General features: G+C 59.3%; 15 protein-coding genes. 12 read left to right on the top strand and 3 right to left on the bottom strand.

What is annotated here, in order from left to right; genetic code table 11:
• The coding region (locus tag Q0X21_RS08815; protein WP_297851531.1) for a copper oxidase at positions 1-1127 on the top strand (1127 nt) is incomplete at its 5' end.
• Here the strand turns inward: Q0X21_RS08815 and Q0X21_RS08810 are convergent.
• Both Q0X21_RS08810 and Q0X21_RS08805 read right to left on the bottom strand, forming a co-directional pair.
• A complete protein-coding gene (locus Q0X21_RS08810; protein ID WP_297851530.1) occupies positions 1124-1534 on the bottom strand; it encodes a hypothetical protein in 411 nt (136 codons plus the stop codon). The two genes, Q0X21_RS08815 and Q0X21_RS08810, sit on opposite strands and share 4 nt — an antisense overlap.
• Complete coding sequence (locus Q0X21_RS08805; RefSeq protein WP_297851529.1) at positions 1534-2169, bottom strand: hypothetical protein; 636 nt, start codon at positions 2167-2169, stop codon at positions 1534-1536. The genes Q0X21_RS08810 and Q0X21_RS08805 overlap by 1 nt, the downstream gene beginning before the upstream one ends.
• Positions 2170-2306: 137 nt before the next feature.
• Here Q0X21_RS08805 and dapB point away from each other — a divergent pair, with 137 nt between their 5' ends.
• From dapB to Q0X21_RS08770, 7 genes are all read left to right on the top strand, one after another.
• The gene (dapB, locus tag Q0X21_RS08800; RefSeq protein WP_297851528.1) at positions 2307-3053 is read left to right on the top strand and encodes a 4-hydroxy-tetrahydrodipicolinate reductase; all 747 of its coding nucleotides are present in this window, start codon (positions 2307-2309) and stop codon (positions 3051-3053) included.
• Entirely contained in the window at positions 3054-3806 is a 753-nt protein-coding gene (gene thyX, locus Q0X21_RS08795; RefSeq protein ID WP_297851527.1) for an FAD-dependent thymidylate synthase, read from the top strand.
• Positions 3807-3849: 43 nt separating this feature from the next.
• Positions 3850-4758 (top strand): 4-hydroxy-tetrahydrodipicolinate synthase, encoded by a 909-nt coding sequence (gene dapA / locus Q0X21_RS08790; protein WP_297851526.1) that lies wholly within the window; start codon positions 3850-3852, stop codon positions 4756-4758.
• 2 nt (positions 4759-4760) lie between these two features.
• A complete protein-coding gene (locus tag Q0X21_RS08785; RefSeq protein ID WP_297851525.1) occupies positions 4761-6869 on the top strand; it encodes a ribonuclease J in 2109 nt (702 codons plus the stop codon).
• 57 nt (positions 6870-6926) lie between these two features.
• A complete protein-coding gene (locus tag Q0X21_RS08780) occupies positions 6927-7553 on the top strand; it encodes a TIGR03085 family metal-binding protein (protein WP_297851524.1) in 627 nt (208 codons plus the stop codon).
• A 72-nt stretch (positions 7554-7625) separates the two neighbouring features.
• The gene (locus tag Q0X21_RS08775) at positions 7626-10775 is read left to right on the top strand and encodes a DNA translocase FtsK (protein ID WP_297851523.1); all 3150 of its coding nucleotides are present in this window, start codon (positions 7626-7628) and stop codon (positions 10773-10775) included.
• A 303-nt stretch (positions 10776-11078) separates the two neighbouring features.
• On the top strand, positions 11079-12254 hold the full coding sequence (locus Q0X21_RS08770; RefSeq protein ID WP_297851522.1) for a TerC family protein: 1176 nt from the start codon (positions 11079-11081) through the stop codon (positions 12252-12254).
• Between the two features lie 6 nt (positions 12255-12260).
• Here Q0X21_RS08770 and Q0X21_RS08765 read toward each other — a convergent pair whose 3' ends face one another.
• Positions 12261-12545 carry a YciI family protein gene (locus tag Q0X21_RS08765; RefSeq protein WP_297851521.1) on the bottom strand — a complete coding sequence of 95 codons (285 nt, stop codon included), beginning with the start codon at positions 12543-12545 and terminating at the stop codon, positions 12261-12263.
• Between the two features lie 23 nt (positions 12546-12568).
• Here Q0X21_RS08765 and pgsA point away from each other — a divergent pair, with 23 nt between their 5' ends.
• The 4 genes from pgsA to Q0X21_RS08745 all read left to right on the top strand — a co-directional run.
• Positions 12569-13147, top strand: a complete 579-nt coding sequence (gene pgsA / locus Q0X21_RS08760) for a CDP-diacylglycerol--glycerol-3-phosphate 3-phosphatidyltransferase (RefSeq protein ID WP_297851520.1) — start codon at positions 12569-12571, stop codon at positions 13145-13147.
• Complete coding sequence (locus Q0X21_RS08755) at positions 13144-13740, top strand: CinA family protein (RefSeq protein ID WP_297851519.1); 597 nt, start codon at positions 13144-13146, stop codon at positions 13738-13740. The genes pgsA and Q0X21_RS08755 overlap by 4 nt, the downstream gene beginning before the upstream one ends.
• Positions 13741-13748: 8 nt before the next feature.
• Complete coding sequence (locus Q0X21_RS08750) at positions 13749-14132, top strand: helix-turn-helix domain-containing protein (RefSeq protein WP_297851532.1); 384 nt, start codon at positions 13749-13751, stop codon at positions 14130-14132.
• Positions 14133-14236: 104 nt separating this feature from the next.
• Positions 14237-14998, top strand: a 762-nt coding sequence (locus Q0X21_RS08745; protein WP_297851518.1) for a PspA/IM30 family protein, incomplete at its 3' end; no start/stop codon positions are given.

Here is a 14998-nt window from a genome sequence, read left to right as displayed (position 1 = left end):
TGTTGATCCATATTTTCACTCTGGGTATTCTGACGAATTCCATTCTGGTGTGGTCACAGAACCTCACCGAGCGCTTCTTGCAACAGAAGTTGCCGGATTCAGCACGCCCGGCCCAACTATTGCGCTCCCGCATTCTGAATGTCGGGGTTGTTGCTGTCCTTCTTGGGCAGCTATTTAACGAGGTCCAGCTGCACTGGGTTCTCACATGGGTCGGCTCTGCACTGGTCGTCGGCTCACTGGGTTGGCATGCGGCAAGCCTCGGGGCGCAAATCGTTGCTGTAGACCCGACGAAACGGTTCCGGCCGATGACATGGGGATATGTGGCGTCAGCAGTTTCTCTAGTTGTCGGTGGCCTCTTCGGTGCTGCGCTCGCCCTTGAATTTGGCGGTGTTTGGGAGCAGCGCGTCATGCTCTCGCACATGCTCCTCAATATCGGCGGATTCGTGGGATTCGCGGCGTTGACGTCGTTAGTCGTACTCTTGCCCGCGATGTGGCGGATGAAGGCAATGGTCGCTCATCCCCGCAATGTCCTCGTCATTCTCGGTGCAGGCCTAGTGCTTGCTGTCGCTGGTGCACTGTTTGGCAGCTCCCTTGTTTTCGGGCTCGGTGTGCTTGTTTATACCGCGGCATGGGCTTGGGCACTTCAAACGTGGTGCGCTGGTGTGTTTTCCACAAACCCGCGCGAGCATTTTTCTTATTCGGGCATGTCTGTGTTGCTCGCCGTCGCATGGCTCGTTGCGGCGCTCACCACATTCGGCACGTCGGCATTGCTTATCGACGGCTACTTGGATTCCCTCACCGCCCCCGTCCTTCCGCTTCTCGTCGGTTTTGCTGCACAGCTGCTCATTGGAACGATGAGCTATTTGATGCCTGTCACCATCGGGGGTGGGCCAGCAGCGACCCGGGCAAGTCTGAAAGAACTCGACCGTGCGGCAGGAGCGCGTGTACTCGTCTTCAACCTCGCATTGGTGGGTTGGCTCTTCGCGCCGTCGTCAATTGCGCGGATTGTGTGCAGCTTGCTGGCCTGCGGGTGCCTAGTCGTTTTTATTCCGCTGTTGGCCCGCGCTGTCAAAGCTCAGCGAGCCGTGATCATGAGCAAAGCCGCAGCTAGCTCGAAGCCTGCCTAGTTGGTAACGATCACGTCGAAGACCATGCCTCGTGCCCTGTGCGAGGCCATTGTGCACCAGCCCTGGGTATCCGATTCATAGGTGCCAAAATCGCGGACGACTGTTGTTCCCGGCGGAATGATGCCCGAGTAATGCGATCCGATCTTCAGGTCGTGGTTTCGGTCATCTTCATTCGTGATTTTCAAAACAACCGGGGTGGTCGGATCCACCTCTACCTGCGCGGGGAAGTACTTCATGCCCTTGATCGAAATTTCTTGGATCACTGGGCCCGTGAGATTATTCGCACCGTTTGAACGCGCATGGGACACCAATGCGCCCGCGACTGAAGCGATGATCAGGAGAGCCACTAAAATCCACGCCGTCACGTTGCCACGGCGAGTCAGCGTGGTGCGGGGTGAAGCCGTCATTAGTTCTGGAAGTCGACGACCAGACGAGTCGGTTCGTGCAGGACCTGCACCTGGTATGGGCGCTCGTTGATGAGGCCCACGACATACTGAGAATCTGCCTCAAAGGAGCCACCGTTGATGACGTCCACGATATTTCCGGAGGCAAGACCCAGCTCCTTCTTGCCGGCGTACTTCGCATCGGCAGACATGTCACCGGATGTGCCGTGAATATTGATCTCTAGTTTCGCATTGCCCGGCACCTCAAGCGGGAAGCCGGAGGCCTGCTGGCGTGGGTCATCGTTGTAGCCAATGTGGTACTGCGGATCGCCGGTGCCCTCGAATTCAAAGACCAAACGGTCGAAACCATCGTGGGAGCCGACACGAATATCAGTGGTGCGCAGCTCGCCGTACGCCTCCCCGAATTTTTCGGTGGGCTCAGTGCTGTACTCACCCTTTGGCTTCTCGTCTATGGATGCAGCCTTGGTGGTGGCTTCGTCCTGCACTGGAGTTGCTTCAGTAGAGGAGTCGGAAGCTTCGGAGGCGGATGGTTGCGTGGTCATCGACGGTTCAGAGATGGAAGCGCCGCATGCGGTCAGGGCAAGTCCCGCTGCGGCGGCGACCAATACGGTTGTCAACTTGTGTGGCTGGAGTTTCATAAGTCTTAGTTTAGCTGGACTGAATCGCATTGGTGCCCGTCGACAAGCCAGCATGGTCACATGCGGGGCTATGGTGGATACCCGAATAGAACGACGATTAGTAATGCTGGCGCAAGGTGCCAGTAGGAAGGCGGATCATGGCTATCAAAGTTGGAGTTCTCGGTGCGAAGGGCCGTGTCGGCTCGGCAGTCGTAGCGGGTGTGAACGCCGCCGATGACCTTGAACTTGTGGCAGAAGTGGATGCAGGCGACTCGCTGGACAAGCTCGTGGACAGTGGGGCAGAGGTCGTCGTCGACTTCACCACCCCGAGTGCTGTGATGGGCAACTTGGAGTTCTGCATCAACAACGGCATTCACGCAGTTGTTGGCACGACTGGCTTTGATGATGAGCGCTACCAGCAGGTCCGCGATTGGTGCGCAGCCAACGAAGGCGTTGGTGTGCTGATCGCGCCGAACTTCGCCATTTCCGCTGTGCTGGCAATGGCTTTCGCACGCCAGGCTGCACCGTTCTTCGAGTCGGCGGAGGTCGTGGAATACCACCACCCGAATAAGTTGGATGCACCTTCCGGCACTGCGGTGAAGACGGCGCAGGGGATTGCGGAGGCTCGTCGAGAAGCGAAAATGTCTGCGATGCCTGACGCGACTGAGCAGGCCCTCGATGGTTCTCGCGGCGCTGATGTTGATGGTGTGAAGGTGCATGCTGTGCGCATGCAGGGCATGGTCGCGCACGAAGAAATCATCTTCGGTACCACCGACCAGTCGCTGACCATCCGCCAGGATTCTTATGGCCGCGATTCCTTCGTGCCCGGCGTGCTCACTGGTGTCCGCCAGGTCGCAGACCACGCAGGTCTCACTGTCGGGCTGGACAACTACCTGGGACTGTAAATGTCGCAGAACAAACAGCTAGACGTTCAACTCATCGCGGCGACGTCGTTCGCGGCGCCCGCGGACGTGGAGTGGGAGCAGGATCCAGTAGCCACCGACGCGGAGGCACTCGTCGAATTCGCCGGGCGCGCATGCTACGAGACTTTTGACAAGCCCAACCCGCACACCGCGAGCAACGAGGCGTACCTGCGTCACATCCTCGAAGTCGGCCACGACGCGCTGCTCGAACACGCGACGGCGACGTTGTACGTGCGTGGTCTGTCGCGCGCAGCTGGCAATGAGCTGCTTCGCCACCGCCACCTGTCGTTCTCACAGCTTTCGCAGCGCTTCGTACCGGCTGGGGAGTCCGCCGTGGTCGTGCCTGACGCGATCACGGAAGACGAAGATCTAAAGCGCATGTTCCTTTCCGCCGTTGACGAGCAGCGGTTTGTCTACGAAGAGCTCCTCCAGGCTCTAGAGAGCAACCTCGAAGCCGAACCGAACGCCCTGCTGCGCAAGAAAAAAGCACGTCAAGCAGCACGCGCGATCCTGCCGAATGCGACAGAAACCCGCTTCGTGGTCACCGGCAACTACCGGGCGTGGCGAGAATTCATCGCGGCGCGCGCCAGCGAACACGCCGACACCGAAATCCGTGAACTCGCCGTCGCATGCTTGGAAATCCTCAAGAAACAAGCGCCAGCGCTTTTCGACGACTTCCTTATCAGCACGCTTGCCGACGGCTCCGTGATGGCCACCAGCCCCTACGCCGGATAGGGCTACACGGATTCACGGACAAGAGAATGTACCCTAGATAACCATGGGCATTTCAACGAAAGCACAAACCGGTGCAGAAGAACTCGGCACTGTCGGTATTGCAATGGTCACCCCGTTTGACCGCAATGGTGAACTCGACCTGGAGACCGGGCGAAAGTTGGCTGCCCACCTAGTCGACAATGGAGTCGACTCTCTCATCCTCGGTGGCACGACCGGTGAGTCGCCGACTACCTCGTCCGAAGAGAAGATCGCACTGATCAAGGCAGTGCGTGAAGAATTGGGCGACCGCGTCAAGATCATGGCGGGTGCGGGCACGAATGACACACGTTCCACGACTGAGCTGGCCAAGGCATCACGTGATGCTGGCGCAGATTCGTTGCTCGTGGTCACGCCGTACTATTCCAAGCCATCCCAGGCTGGATTGCTCAAGCACTTCACCGCCGTCGCGGAGGCTACAGAATTGCCGATCTGCCTCTACGACATTCCGGGTCGCTCCGGCATCCCGATTGCTGGTGAGACGATCCGTGAACTGGCCAAGCTGCCCACAGTGAAGGCCGTTAAGGACGCTAAGGGAGATGTGCTCGAGGCGACCTCGATTATCAATGACACCGACCTGGCCTGGTACTCTGGCGACGACGTTCTCAACCTGCCGTGGTTCTCTGTCGGCGCTACCGGAGTTATTTCCGTTATTGCGCACGCAGCCCCAGGTTTGATGAGAGAAATGGTGACAAGCTTCGAGGAAGGCGACCTCGCCCGTGCGCGGGAAATCAACGCCACCACCATGGCCGTGCTTGCTGGACAGCAGGCAGTGCTTGGTGGAGTGACATTTGCAAAGGCAGCCCTGCGCCTGCAGGGCATCGAGGTCGGAGACCCCCGCCTGCCCGTCGCCCCTGCGGACGAACGGCAGATGGAGGCTCTGCGCCAAGATATGGAAAAGGCTGGAGTCCTATAAGTATGAACGAACCCCGCAATCGCTCCCGTAAAGTGACCCGCAAGGCGGGCCCGCCAGAGGCCGGAGATCAGCAGCCGGTCTTTCAGGCCGCGGATACTCAACCTGGCGACAACGGGGGCAACGGTTCCAACAAGTCCGGCGGTAGCAACCGCGACAATAAGCCGAATAACGGTGGCAACAACGGCGGAAACGGTAATAACCGTGGCAATGGTGGCAACGGTAACAACCGTGGTGGCCGTGGCAATAACGGTGGCGGCAATAACGGTGGCGGCAACAACCGCGGTCGTGGCCGCGGACGTGGTCGCGGTCGTGGTGGTCGCGGTGGCGATAATCGCCGCAACCCCGTCAAGGGCATGCAGGGCGCAGACCTGACGAAGCGTCTGCCTGCACCGCAGAAGCCGCCGCAGAATGGTCTGCGCATCTACGCACTGGGTGGCATTTCTGAGATCGGCCGTAACATGACGGTCTTCGAGTACAACGGTCGTCTGCTGATCGTCGACTGTGGTGTGCTCTTCCCGTCTTCCGACGAGCCGGGCGTGGACCTGATCCTCCCGGACTTCGGCCCGATTGAGAACAAGCTGGACAAGGTCGAAGCACTCGTGGTCACCCACGGCCACGAGGATCACATCGGTGCTATCCCATGGCTGCTCAAGCTGCGCCCGGATATTCCGATCTACTCGGCGAAGTTCACTAATGCACTCATCGCTGCGAAGACGAAGGAGCACCGTCAGCGTCCGAAGCTGAACGAGGTTAACCCGAAGTCCGAGGTGACCGTTGGTCCGTTCAACCTGCGCTTCTTCCACGTCGGTCACTCGATTCCGGACTGCCTCGGTGTCGTGATCAAGACCGGTGCGGGCACCGTCTGCATGACTGGTGACGTCAAGGTCGATATGACCCCGTACGACAACAAGCCGACGGACCTGCCGGCGCTGGCCCGTTACGGCGATGAAGGCATTGACCTCTTCCTGTGCGATTCCACCAACGCCACCATCCCGGGTATCTCTGCTTCCGAGGCGGGCATTGAGGAAAATCTCATTCGCATCGTGCAAAACGCTAAGCAGCGTGTTGTTCTCGCGTCCTTCGCATCGAATGTCTCGCGTGTGCAGATGGCGGTCAATGCCGCTGTCGCTTCGGGCCGCAAGGTCGCTTTCAACGGTCGCTCCATGATCCGCAATATGGAGATCGCCGAGAAGATGAACCTTCTCAAGGCGCCGAAGGGAACCATTGTTCCGATCGATGAGGCTGCGAAGATGGCTCCACACCGCGTCATGCTGATCACCACTGGTACACAGGGTGAGCCGATGGCTGCGCTGTCGCGCATGTCGCGCCGTGAGCACCGTCAGATCACCGTCCGCGATGGCGACACGATCATCCTGTCCTCCTCGCTCATTCCGGGCAATGAGGAAGCAGTCTTCGCCGTGATCAATAACCTCGCCCAGATCGGTGCGAATGTGATCACCAGCGATGATGCACACGTTCACGCATCCGGTCACGGTTATGCCGGCGAGCTTCTGTTCCTGTACAACATGGCACGTCCGCGCAATGCAATGCCGGTGCACGGCGAGTGGCGTCACCTCCGCGCCAACAAGGAGCTGGCTATTGCTACCGGTGTGAAGCCGGAGAACACTGTGCTGGCACAGAACGGTGTTGTCGTGGACATGGTCGACGGCAAGCTCAAGGTCGCTGGCCAGTACCAGGTGGGCAACCTGTACGTCGATGGCACGACCATGGGCGACGTGGACCCGGATGTCCTGACAGACCGCACGAACCTGGCTGCCGGTGGTGTCATCTCGATTACGTGTGTGATTGATGACCGCACGAGCCGCCTCATCGAGCGTCCGGTTGTGTCCACCACAGGTCTCGTCGACGATGACCGTGGAGTCCTGCCGGACATCATCGAACTGGTTGAGAACACAATGATGGATCTCGCCGCCGAAGGCGAGAATGATCCATACCGCATGGTGCAGCAATTGCGTCGTCGCATCTCCCGCACGATCGAGCAGAAATACAAGCGCGAGCCTGTGATTCTGCCGACCGTCGTTCCGATGAACGCCGATGACACCACTCCGTTGAGCAACGAGGACATCGAAGCATCTCGCGAGTCGCTGTAAAAGGGGAATCAGCTTCCCCTTGAACCGATGGGCCCCAGCCAAGCTAGGCTGGGGCCCATGTCGTTTCAGCAAAAAGAGCGTGAAAAACTAGCTGACCTCCTGCTCGAACTCGGCCCAGATGCACCGACCTTGTGTGCGGGGTGGACCACTGCCGATCTGGCAGCGCACTTGTATCTGCGCGAGCGCCAGCCGTACATGGCGGGCGGGTATTTCCTGCCCCAGCTGAAGAAGATGACGAAGGATGCTGAGGCCAAGATTCGCCAGCGTCCTTTTGAAAACGTGGTCAAGGAGTGGGCAGCGGGCCCGCCGGTGTTTTTGAAGCCGCTCGATAAGGTTTTAAATACTTCAGAGCACTTCATTCACCACGAAGATGTTCGCCGGGGGAGGGGGGAGGTCGTCCCGCGTGAATTCTCCCGTGCTGTGGAAGATCAATTGATGAAGGCTGCGAAGCTGATGGGGAAGATGGCGCTCTCTTCGTCGGTTGTCCCGGTGGTGCTCACTCCGCCGAATCACCCGCCACTTACTCTTGGTGGTCCGCGGGGCGTGGCGGATCAGGGGGATCGCGTAGTCCGTGTGTCTGGTGAACCGGGCGAGCTCCTTTTGTGGGTCACCGGTCGTGACTCAGTCCAGGTTGAGATCACCGGCGACCAGCAGGATATTGCGAAGGTCAAGCGTCAGATCTAGACACTCCGAAAATTAGGTGCACCGGTGTGGCGCATGTGACTTGAGGTGTGTCTGGGCATTACAGTGGTGCCCATGTCTGTCACGAGTACCTCGCGCCGCCAGAAAGGCCGCTCTAAAACCGGACCGAAGAGTCGTGATGCCCGCACCAGCGGGTATTCCCGCAATTCTTCTGCCGGTTCGATGGCCGCAGCCGACTCCGCTGATGAGCGCGTCGGCTCTGCTGTCGGCGCCGTCGGTCGTGGCATGGGAAATGCCGCGCGTGAAGTGACTGGAGCTTTCGGTGCGGTTGGCCGTAAGGCTGGTTCGCGTCGACGTCGGAATGAGGACCTGCTCGATGACATGAAGGCTCCTTCGCGCCGCCGTCGGAAGCGGAAAGCGAAGGACTCCTATGAGGAAGCCGATTCTTATGACGCGGACAGCGCTGAGGAGACACACACTGTGGACGATTCGTACGATGCTGATGATGTAGATATGTCCGACAGCGGACGCCGCGTGGATGCTCTAGGGCTGATCCTGATCGGACTCGCTGCTGTTCTGGGCGCGTCGGTATGGCTGGATATTGCTGGCCCGGTCGGTGCTGCTATTGCTAGCGGTGCACACTGGATCATTGGTGCAGGTGCACTGATTTTGCCGGTGGTGCTCGTTGGCATTGCCGTTGCGATGATGCTGGGGCTGGGCAACTCATTTTCTGAGCGCGCCCATAGCGGTGTTGGCCTGACCATTATCGCTGTTTGCATGCTCGGCTTGATCCACATTTTCGCGGGCAATCCGTCTGATTGGGCTGATCGCAAGATCGCCGGTGGTGCGATTGGCGCGGTCGTCGGTGGACCGTTGAGTGCTGGATTCACTCCGTTTGTGGCTGTCCCTCTCCTTGGACTTGTGATTGTTTATGCAGCACTGCTGGCTACCGGCATCACCGTGCGTGAGTCTGTCGACTACATCCGTAGTCTGCTGCAGGGAATCGCTTCCAATGCGCACACGCCGGATCCGGAGGATGAAGACTCCGACGATATGTACGGCTATGTCGAGTCGGATCTCGACGACATCGCTGAGGGGCGCGAGCGTCGCCCACGCGAACAGGCGCAGGACCGTACGAAGAGTCGCACCCGCAAACGTTCACGCACGCCGATGGACAATTATCCCGTCGACGAAGACGCTTCGGACCCCACGCTTTTCGACGCCCCGTCCGAACCCACCCCCCGTCGACGCCCCGCGCCGTCCAACGAGACTCGCGTGCTGTCCCGTTCTTCTGCTGCGGACGAAGCAGCGTTCACCGAGCAGCTCCCCGCTGCAGGCGCCCCGGCGGGAGCAGGTGCTGCAGGTGCTGCAGGTGCTGCAGCAGCCGGTGCCGGCGCCGCGGCTGGTGCCGCTGCAGCTGCAAGCAAGCCAGCCCGGAAGAAGCGCGGACCAAAGCCATCTGATACCGCACCTATCGAAGCGGTGCAGGACAACGCCTCGGATGAAAACGACGCAGTGACCCAAGCGCGCGAAGAAATGCGCAAGCAGATCATCGCCCGCTCGGGCATCGATGCTTCCTCCATTCCCGCTTCCATACCGAATTCGGAGAAGGAGCAAAAGCAGGCTGACGCTCCTGCCGTGCGGGAACCGGAGGGCGAAAGTGACTACGACCTGCCGTCGACAAGCTTGCTCATTCCGGGCAACGCGCCGAAGACTCGCACGGAAACCAACGACCGGATGATCGAAGCGATCACCGAAGTCTTTGAAGAATTCAAGGTCGATGCTGCGGTCACCGGATTCTCGCGTGGTCCGACAGTGACGCGCTACGAAGTCGAGCTTGGGCCTGGCGTAAAGGTTTCCAAGATCACGAACCTGCAGTCCAACCTGGCTTATGCGGTGGCGACGGACAACGTCCGCCTGCTCACCCCGATTCCTGGCAAATCCGCTGTGGGTATTGAGGTTCCGAATGCCGACCGCGAGATGGTCCGCCTCCGCGACGTCCTCGATGCGCCGAATGTGCGCTCGGAGCAGGACCCGATGTTGATCGGTCTGGGCAAAAATATTGAAGGCGATTTTGTCTCTGCATCCGTTCAGAAGATGCCGCACTTGCTCGTGGCTGGTTCAACTGGTTCCGGTAAGTCCGCATTTGTGAACTCGATGCTGGTCTCGCTGCTCACCCGCGCAACGCCGGAAGAGGTCCGACTCATCCTCGTTGACCCGAAGATGGTGGAGCTGACCCCGTATGAAGGCATCCCGCACCTGATCACTCCGATCATTACTCAGCCGAAGAAGGCAGCGGCCGCACTGCAGTGGCTTGTTGAAGAGATGGAGCAGCGCTACATGGACATGAAGTCCGCGCGCGTGCGTCACATCAAGGACTTCAACAAGAAGGTCCGTTCCGGTGAGCACACCGCACCTCCAGGATCCGAGCGTGAGATGCGCCCGTACCCGCTCATCGTCTGTGTGGTCGATGAGCTTGCCGACCTCATGATGACCGCCCCGAAGGAAATCGAGGACTCGATCGTCCGCATCACCCAGAAGGCACGTGCCGCGGGCATCCACCTTGTCTTGGCTACGCAGCGTCCGTCTGTTGACGTGGTCACCGGCCTGATCAAGACCAACGTTCCGTCGCGCCTCGCATTTGCGACGTCCTCGCTGACCGATTCCCGAGTCATTCTCGACCAGGGTGGCGCGGAGAAGCTCATTGGTATGGGCGACGCGCTGTTCATTCCGCAGGGTGCCGGCAAACCACAGCGCCTCCAAGGTGCATTTGTCTCCGACGAAGAGATCCAGGCTGTCGTTGATGCCGTCAAGCAGCAGGGCGAACCGCACTACACCGAGGGCGTTACCGAGGAAAAGGCCCCGGAGAAAAAGGAAATCGACGAAGAGATCGGCAAGGACATGGACGACCTCCTCGAAGCCGTCGAGCTCGTTGTCACCTCTCAGCTCGGTTCCACCTCAATGCTGCAGCGCAAACTCCGCATCGGCTTTGCCAAGGCGGGTCGCCTGATGGACCTCATGGAGTCCCGCGGTGTCGTCGGCCCGTCCGAGGGGTCCAAGGCCCGCGAAGTCTTGGTCAAGCCCGAGGAGCTCGAGACCATCCAGTGGATGATCAAGGGGGCCGACCCCGCCGAAGCGCCCAAGGCAGTGCTCGAAGAGCAAGCGCTTAACGACGCCTCCACTGACACCCCCGCCGACACCGACCCCGGCTCCGATGCCCAGACGGTGAAAGCGACCTATAACCCGACCGGTGGGGCGTTTTAGGAAGTTCGATGGAGAACAAGTGGATCTCGATTACATGATTGCCCCGTGCGCGAAAATTGACCTGGGCTTTTATCGGCGGGATGTAATCCAGATCCACGGCTAGTTTTCGCCTTCGAATGTCGGGCTATGTGCTCGCTTCAATGATCAAGTAGGGTTGCTTCCTGTTGGAGGGGAGTACCCCAAAAGCGCCTTGGATCGTCAACACGGCTAACCCAGTTATGAGGTTCCCGGTCCAGGCGGCCCACCATGAAAAAGGGTGGGGGAGACCTCCGGTTATTTTTCATCTCAACCGGAGGTTTCATCATGCATGTGCCCCTTTCTATTTGGCTGATCACCTCAGCAGTGATTCTCGGCTTCTTTATCTTTGACTTCGTTTCGCACGTGCGTACCCCGCACGAGCCGACGATGAAAGAATCGGGCGGCTGGGCCGCGTTCTACATGCTCATGGCATGCATTTTTGGTGGCATCGTGTGGTGGCTGTGGGACGCTGAGCACGGCGTGCAGTTCTTCACCGGCTACATCACCGAGTTATCCCTGAGTGTGGATAACCTCTTCGTCTTTGCGCTGATCATGGGTGCGTTCAAGATCCCGCGTGCATATCAGCAGAAGGTGCTGCTCATCGGCATTGTGATCGCGCTGATCTGCCGTTTGCTGTTCATTTTGCTGGGCGCAGTGATCATCGAGGCATGGTCCGATGTGTTCTACATCTTCGCTGCGTTCCTGCTGTACACCGCGATCAAGATGGTCTATGATGAGGCCACTGATCAGGAAGATCCGGATCCGAATGACATGTTCGTGGTCAAGACCCTGCGCAAGGTCATTCCGGTGACCAAGTCGTACCACAGTGACCGTCTGTTTTCGGTTACGGAAGCTGGCAAGAAGGCAGTGACTCCGCTGTTCGTTGCACTTTTGTCCATTGGCTTCATCGACGTGATGTTCGCCTTCGATTCCATTCCGGCGATCTACGGCATCACACAGGAAGCATTCCTGGTGTTCACCGCCAATGCGTTCGCGCTGCTGGGTTTGCGTCAGCTGTACTTCCTGCTGAACGGTCTGCTGGACAAGCTGGTGTACCTGCCGTACGGCCTGGCGGTCGTGCTGGGCTTTATCGGTGCAAAGCTTCTGCTCCATGCTCTGCACGAGAACAATCTGTCGTTCATTAATGGTGGCGAGAACGTCAATGTGCCAGAGGTCAGCACCGTGCTGTCGCTGGTGGTCATTGTTGCGGTGTTGGCGGTGACGGCGGTGGCGTCGATCATTAAGGAGCGCGCGGATGTCAAGGCCGGGCGTTCCAGCCGTGAGGAGCAGAAGTACCATATTGACTACGACGATCACGGGAATCGTCGCAAGGTGGACGCCCAGGGCCATCACATCGAGTGGGTCGATGACCCAGCGACGTCCGGCAAGGGCGATCACACCGCGACCGGTTCGCGTGAGACCGCTCATTTGGACGTCGCGCGCGGTGGCCGGAAGAAATAACTCGGATTAGTCCCAAGCGCGGATGACCGGGGTCCATTCACGGATCTCCCGGTCGGCCAGGGCGTTGGCGGCGAGGTAGGGGTCGTCGGCAAGCAATGCTTCGGCATCAGCGATGGATGCGCCTTCGTCCAGACGTACGATGATGATGGACTGCTCGTCACCAGCGAAAGGGCCAGCTGCAATCACTTTGCCTTCGGCTTTGAGCGTGCCGATGAAGTCGCGGTGCGCTGGGCGGGTTTCTTGAACGAGGGATTTGTCGCCATACGTGTAAGTCGCAATGAAATAGCTCATGGGCGCGAAGTCTAGCGCGCGACATGGAATGTAGGGTTGGGGGTGTGAATGCACCATCCCAGCAGAAGCCCTCGAATTGGAATGTGCCCAACGTCTTAACGTCGTTGCGCATCATTTTCGTCCCAGTCCTAGCGTGGCTCGTGCTCACCGAACGGTGGTGGTGGGCGTTTGGTCTGTTCGTGGCGCTGATGATTACGGACAAGCTGGACGGCGATATTGCCCGTTCCCGTGGACTGATCACTGACTTCGGCAAAATTGCGGACCCGATCGCTGACAAGGCGCTGATGATCACAGCGCTGGTGACGTTGAATATTGCCGGCCCGTTGCCGATCTGGATCACCGTCGTCATTTTGGTGCGTGAGCTGGGTATTACATTGTGGCGCATGGTGCTGTTGCGCGGTGGAAAGGTCGTGCCGGCATCGAAGGGTGGCAAGCTCAAGACCGTGCTGCAATCCGTTGGCGTGGGTATGTACTTGTGCCCACTGCCGAGCTGGATGGATATGCCGACGCTGGTGGTCATGCTCATCGCAGTGGTGGTCACGGTGGTCACCGGCGTGCAGTACCTCGTTGATGGTGCGAAGGCGAACAGGACGGCAGCATGAGCGAGAGCATGCTTATCGACGTCCCAAGTGCCCCCACCCTCGTCCGCACCCTGACCGAGCGCGGAGAGACCCTCGCGTTCTGTGAATCTTTGACTGCCGGTTTGGCCTGTTCCACCGTGGCTTCGGTTCCGGGTGCATCGCAGGTTTTGCGTGGGGGACTGGTCACGTACGCGACGGATCTGAAGGAAGCTTTGGCAGGTGTGCCGTCTTCCATCCTGGAGACCCACGGTCCGGTGGCTGCCTCTACTGCTCGTCATATGGCTCGTGGTGCGCAGAAAGCTTGTGGTGCCACGTGGGGTGTTGCATTGACCGGTGTGGCTGGCCCGGACCCACAGGATGGGCATCCGGTTGGCGAGGTTCATATTGCGGTGGCTGGACCGAGTCGTACGGTGTCGCACCCGGCTTCGGCGATTCTGGCCGATATCGCCAATCACCCAGAGCTGACGCGGTTCGCATTGGCGCCTGACCATGATGAGCCGGTGCGCGTGGTGGTGGGGAATCGACAAGAAATCCGTCAACTGTCCGTGGCAGCCGCTATGGTTGCCGTAATGCATGAAGTGAGTCGGGAACAAAACGAAGGGGAGAACCGTTGAACGACGTGATGGCAACTACAACGACGCTCAATTACAAGTCCGCCCCGTCGGCCCGTCTGCACGACCGTGGTGTGGCGCACGCACCTAAGTCGACATCCCGCAGGGTCCGCGAACCGCTTCTTCGTGAAGCACTTGGCATGTCCTTGCGTGCTTTCCGCGCCGACAAAGGCGTGACGCTGCGCGAACTTGCGGACGAAGCACGAGTCTCCCCGGGCTATATCTCCGAGTTGGAACGTGGCCGCAAAGAAGTCTCGTCCGAACTTCTTGCCTCCGTCTGCGTGGCATTGGATACCACGGTGTCCGAGTTGCTGCTTGAGGCAGCTGCAAACTTGACTCTCCAGTCCATGGAGGACGAGCTGGCGCATACCCCGCCCGCTGCAGCAGAGGTCTAAACACACCCCGCGCATGTGGCGGGGCTCCGCTACGATTGAACCGTTAGCGACGAATTACGTGACGTGGTTGAACACTGCGTCGTAGAAAGGCTATTTACACGACCATGGCTAATCCCTTCAGCAAATTCTGGAATTACCTGATGGCCCTCTTCGACAACAAGATCGAAGAGAATGCAGACCCGAAGATCCAGATCGAGCAGGCGATCGGTGAAGCGCAGCGCCAGCACCAGGAACTGTCTCAGCAGGCTGCTGCCGTGATTGGTAACCAGCGCCAGCTGGAGATGCAGCTTAACCGCCGCCTGGCTGATGTAGAGAAGCTGCAGTCGAATACCAAGCAGGCTCTGCAGTTGGCTGATAAGTCCCGCGCTGAGGGCGACAATGCCAAGGCCACCGAGTACGAGAACGCCGCGGAAGCTTTCGCTGCTCAGCTGGTCACCGCTGAGCAGGGCGTGGAAGACACCAAGGCTCTGCACGACCAGGCACTCCAGCAGGCTGAGCAGGCTAAGAAGGCAGTGGAGCGAAATTCCATGAAGCTGCAGCAGCAGGTCGCTGAGCGTTCCAAGCTGCTGTCCCAGCTTGAGCAGGCCAAGATGCAGGAGAAGGTCTCCGAGTCCCTGCAGTCGATGAACTCCATCACCGATGGCGCTACCCCGAACTTGGACCAGGTGCGGGAAAAGATCGAGCGCCGATACTCCAAGGCCCTCGGCCAGGCTGAGCTTGCGCAGAGCTCCGTTCAGGGCCGCATGGCTGAGGTTGAGCAGGCCGGCATCCAGATGGCTGGTCACAGCCGCCTCGAGCAGATCCGTGCTGAGATGGGCGGTCAGCTTGAGTCCGGTAAGAAGCAGGCCATCGAGCAGGGCAACTCT

Source organism: uncultured Corynebacterium sp., from assembly GCF_947253065.1.
GTDB lineage: Bacteria > Actinomycetota > Actinomycetes > Mycobacteriales > Mycobacteriaceae > Corynebacterium.
Note: the sequence above shows the minus strand (reverse complement) of the source record. Positions and strands in the feature narration are given on the sequence as shown.

Coding starts and splice junctions, on each gene's coding strand:
- Q0X21_RS08755 (WP_297851519.1), top strand. CDS start 13,144: ATGAGCGAGAGCATGCTTATCGACGTCCCAAGTGCCCCCACCCTCGTC.
- Q0X21_RS08765 (WP_297851521.1), bottom strand. CDS start 12,545: ATGAGCTATTTCATTGCGACTTACACGTATGGCGACAAATCCCTCGTT.
- Q0X21_RS08770 (WP_297851522.1), top strand. CDS start 11,079: ATGCATGTGCCCCTTTCTATTTGGCTGATCACCTCAGCAGTGATTCTC.
- Q0X21_RS08750 (WP_297851532.1), top strand. CDS start 13,749: ATGGCAACTACAACGACGCTCAATTACAAGTCCGCCCCGTCGGCCCGT.
- dapB (WP_297851528.1), top strand. CDS start 2,307: ATGGCTATCAAAGTTGGAGTTCTCGGTGCGAAGGGCCGTGTCGGCTCG.
- dapA (WP_297851526.1), top strand. CDS start 3,850: ATGGGCATTTCAACGAAAGCACAAACCGGTGCAGAAGAACTCGGCACT.
- pgsA (WP_297851520.1), top strand. CDS start 12,569: ATGGAATGTAGGGTTGGGGGTGTGAATGCACCATCCCAGCAGAAGCCC.
- thyX (WP_297851527.1), top strand. CDS start 3,054: ATGTCGCAGAACAAACAGCTAGACGTTCAACTCATCGCGGCGACGTCG.
- Q0X21_RS08785 (WP_297851525.1), top strand. CDS start 4,761: ATGAACGAACCCCGCAATCGCTCCCGTAAAGTGACCCGCAAGGCGGGC.
- Q0X21_RS08775 (WP_297851523.1), top strand. CDS start 7,626: ATGTCTGTCACGAGTACCTCGCGCCGCCAGAAAGGCCGCTCTAAAACC.
- Q0X21_RS08805 (WP_297851529.1), bottom strand. CDS start 2,169: ATGAAACTCCAGCCACACAAGTTGACAACCGTATTGGTCGCCGCCGCA.
- Q0X21_RS08780 (WP_297851524.1), top strand. CDS start 6,927: ATGTCGTTTCAGCAAAAAGAGCGTGAAAAACTAGCTGACCTCCTGCTC.
- Q0X21_RS08810 (WP_297851530.1), bottom strand. CDS start 1,534: ATGACGGCTTCACCCCGCACCACGCTGACTCGCCGTGGCAACGTGACG.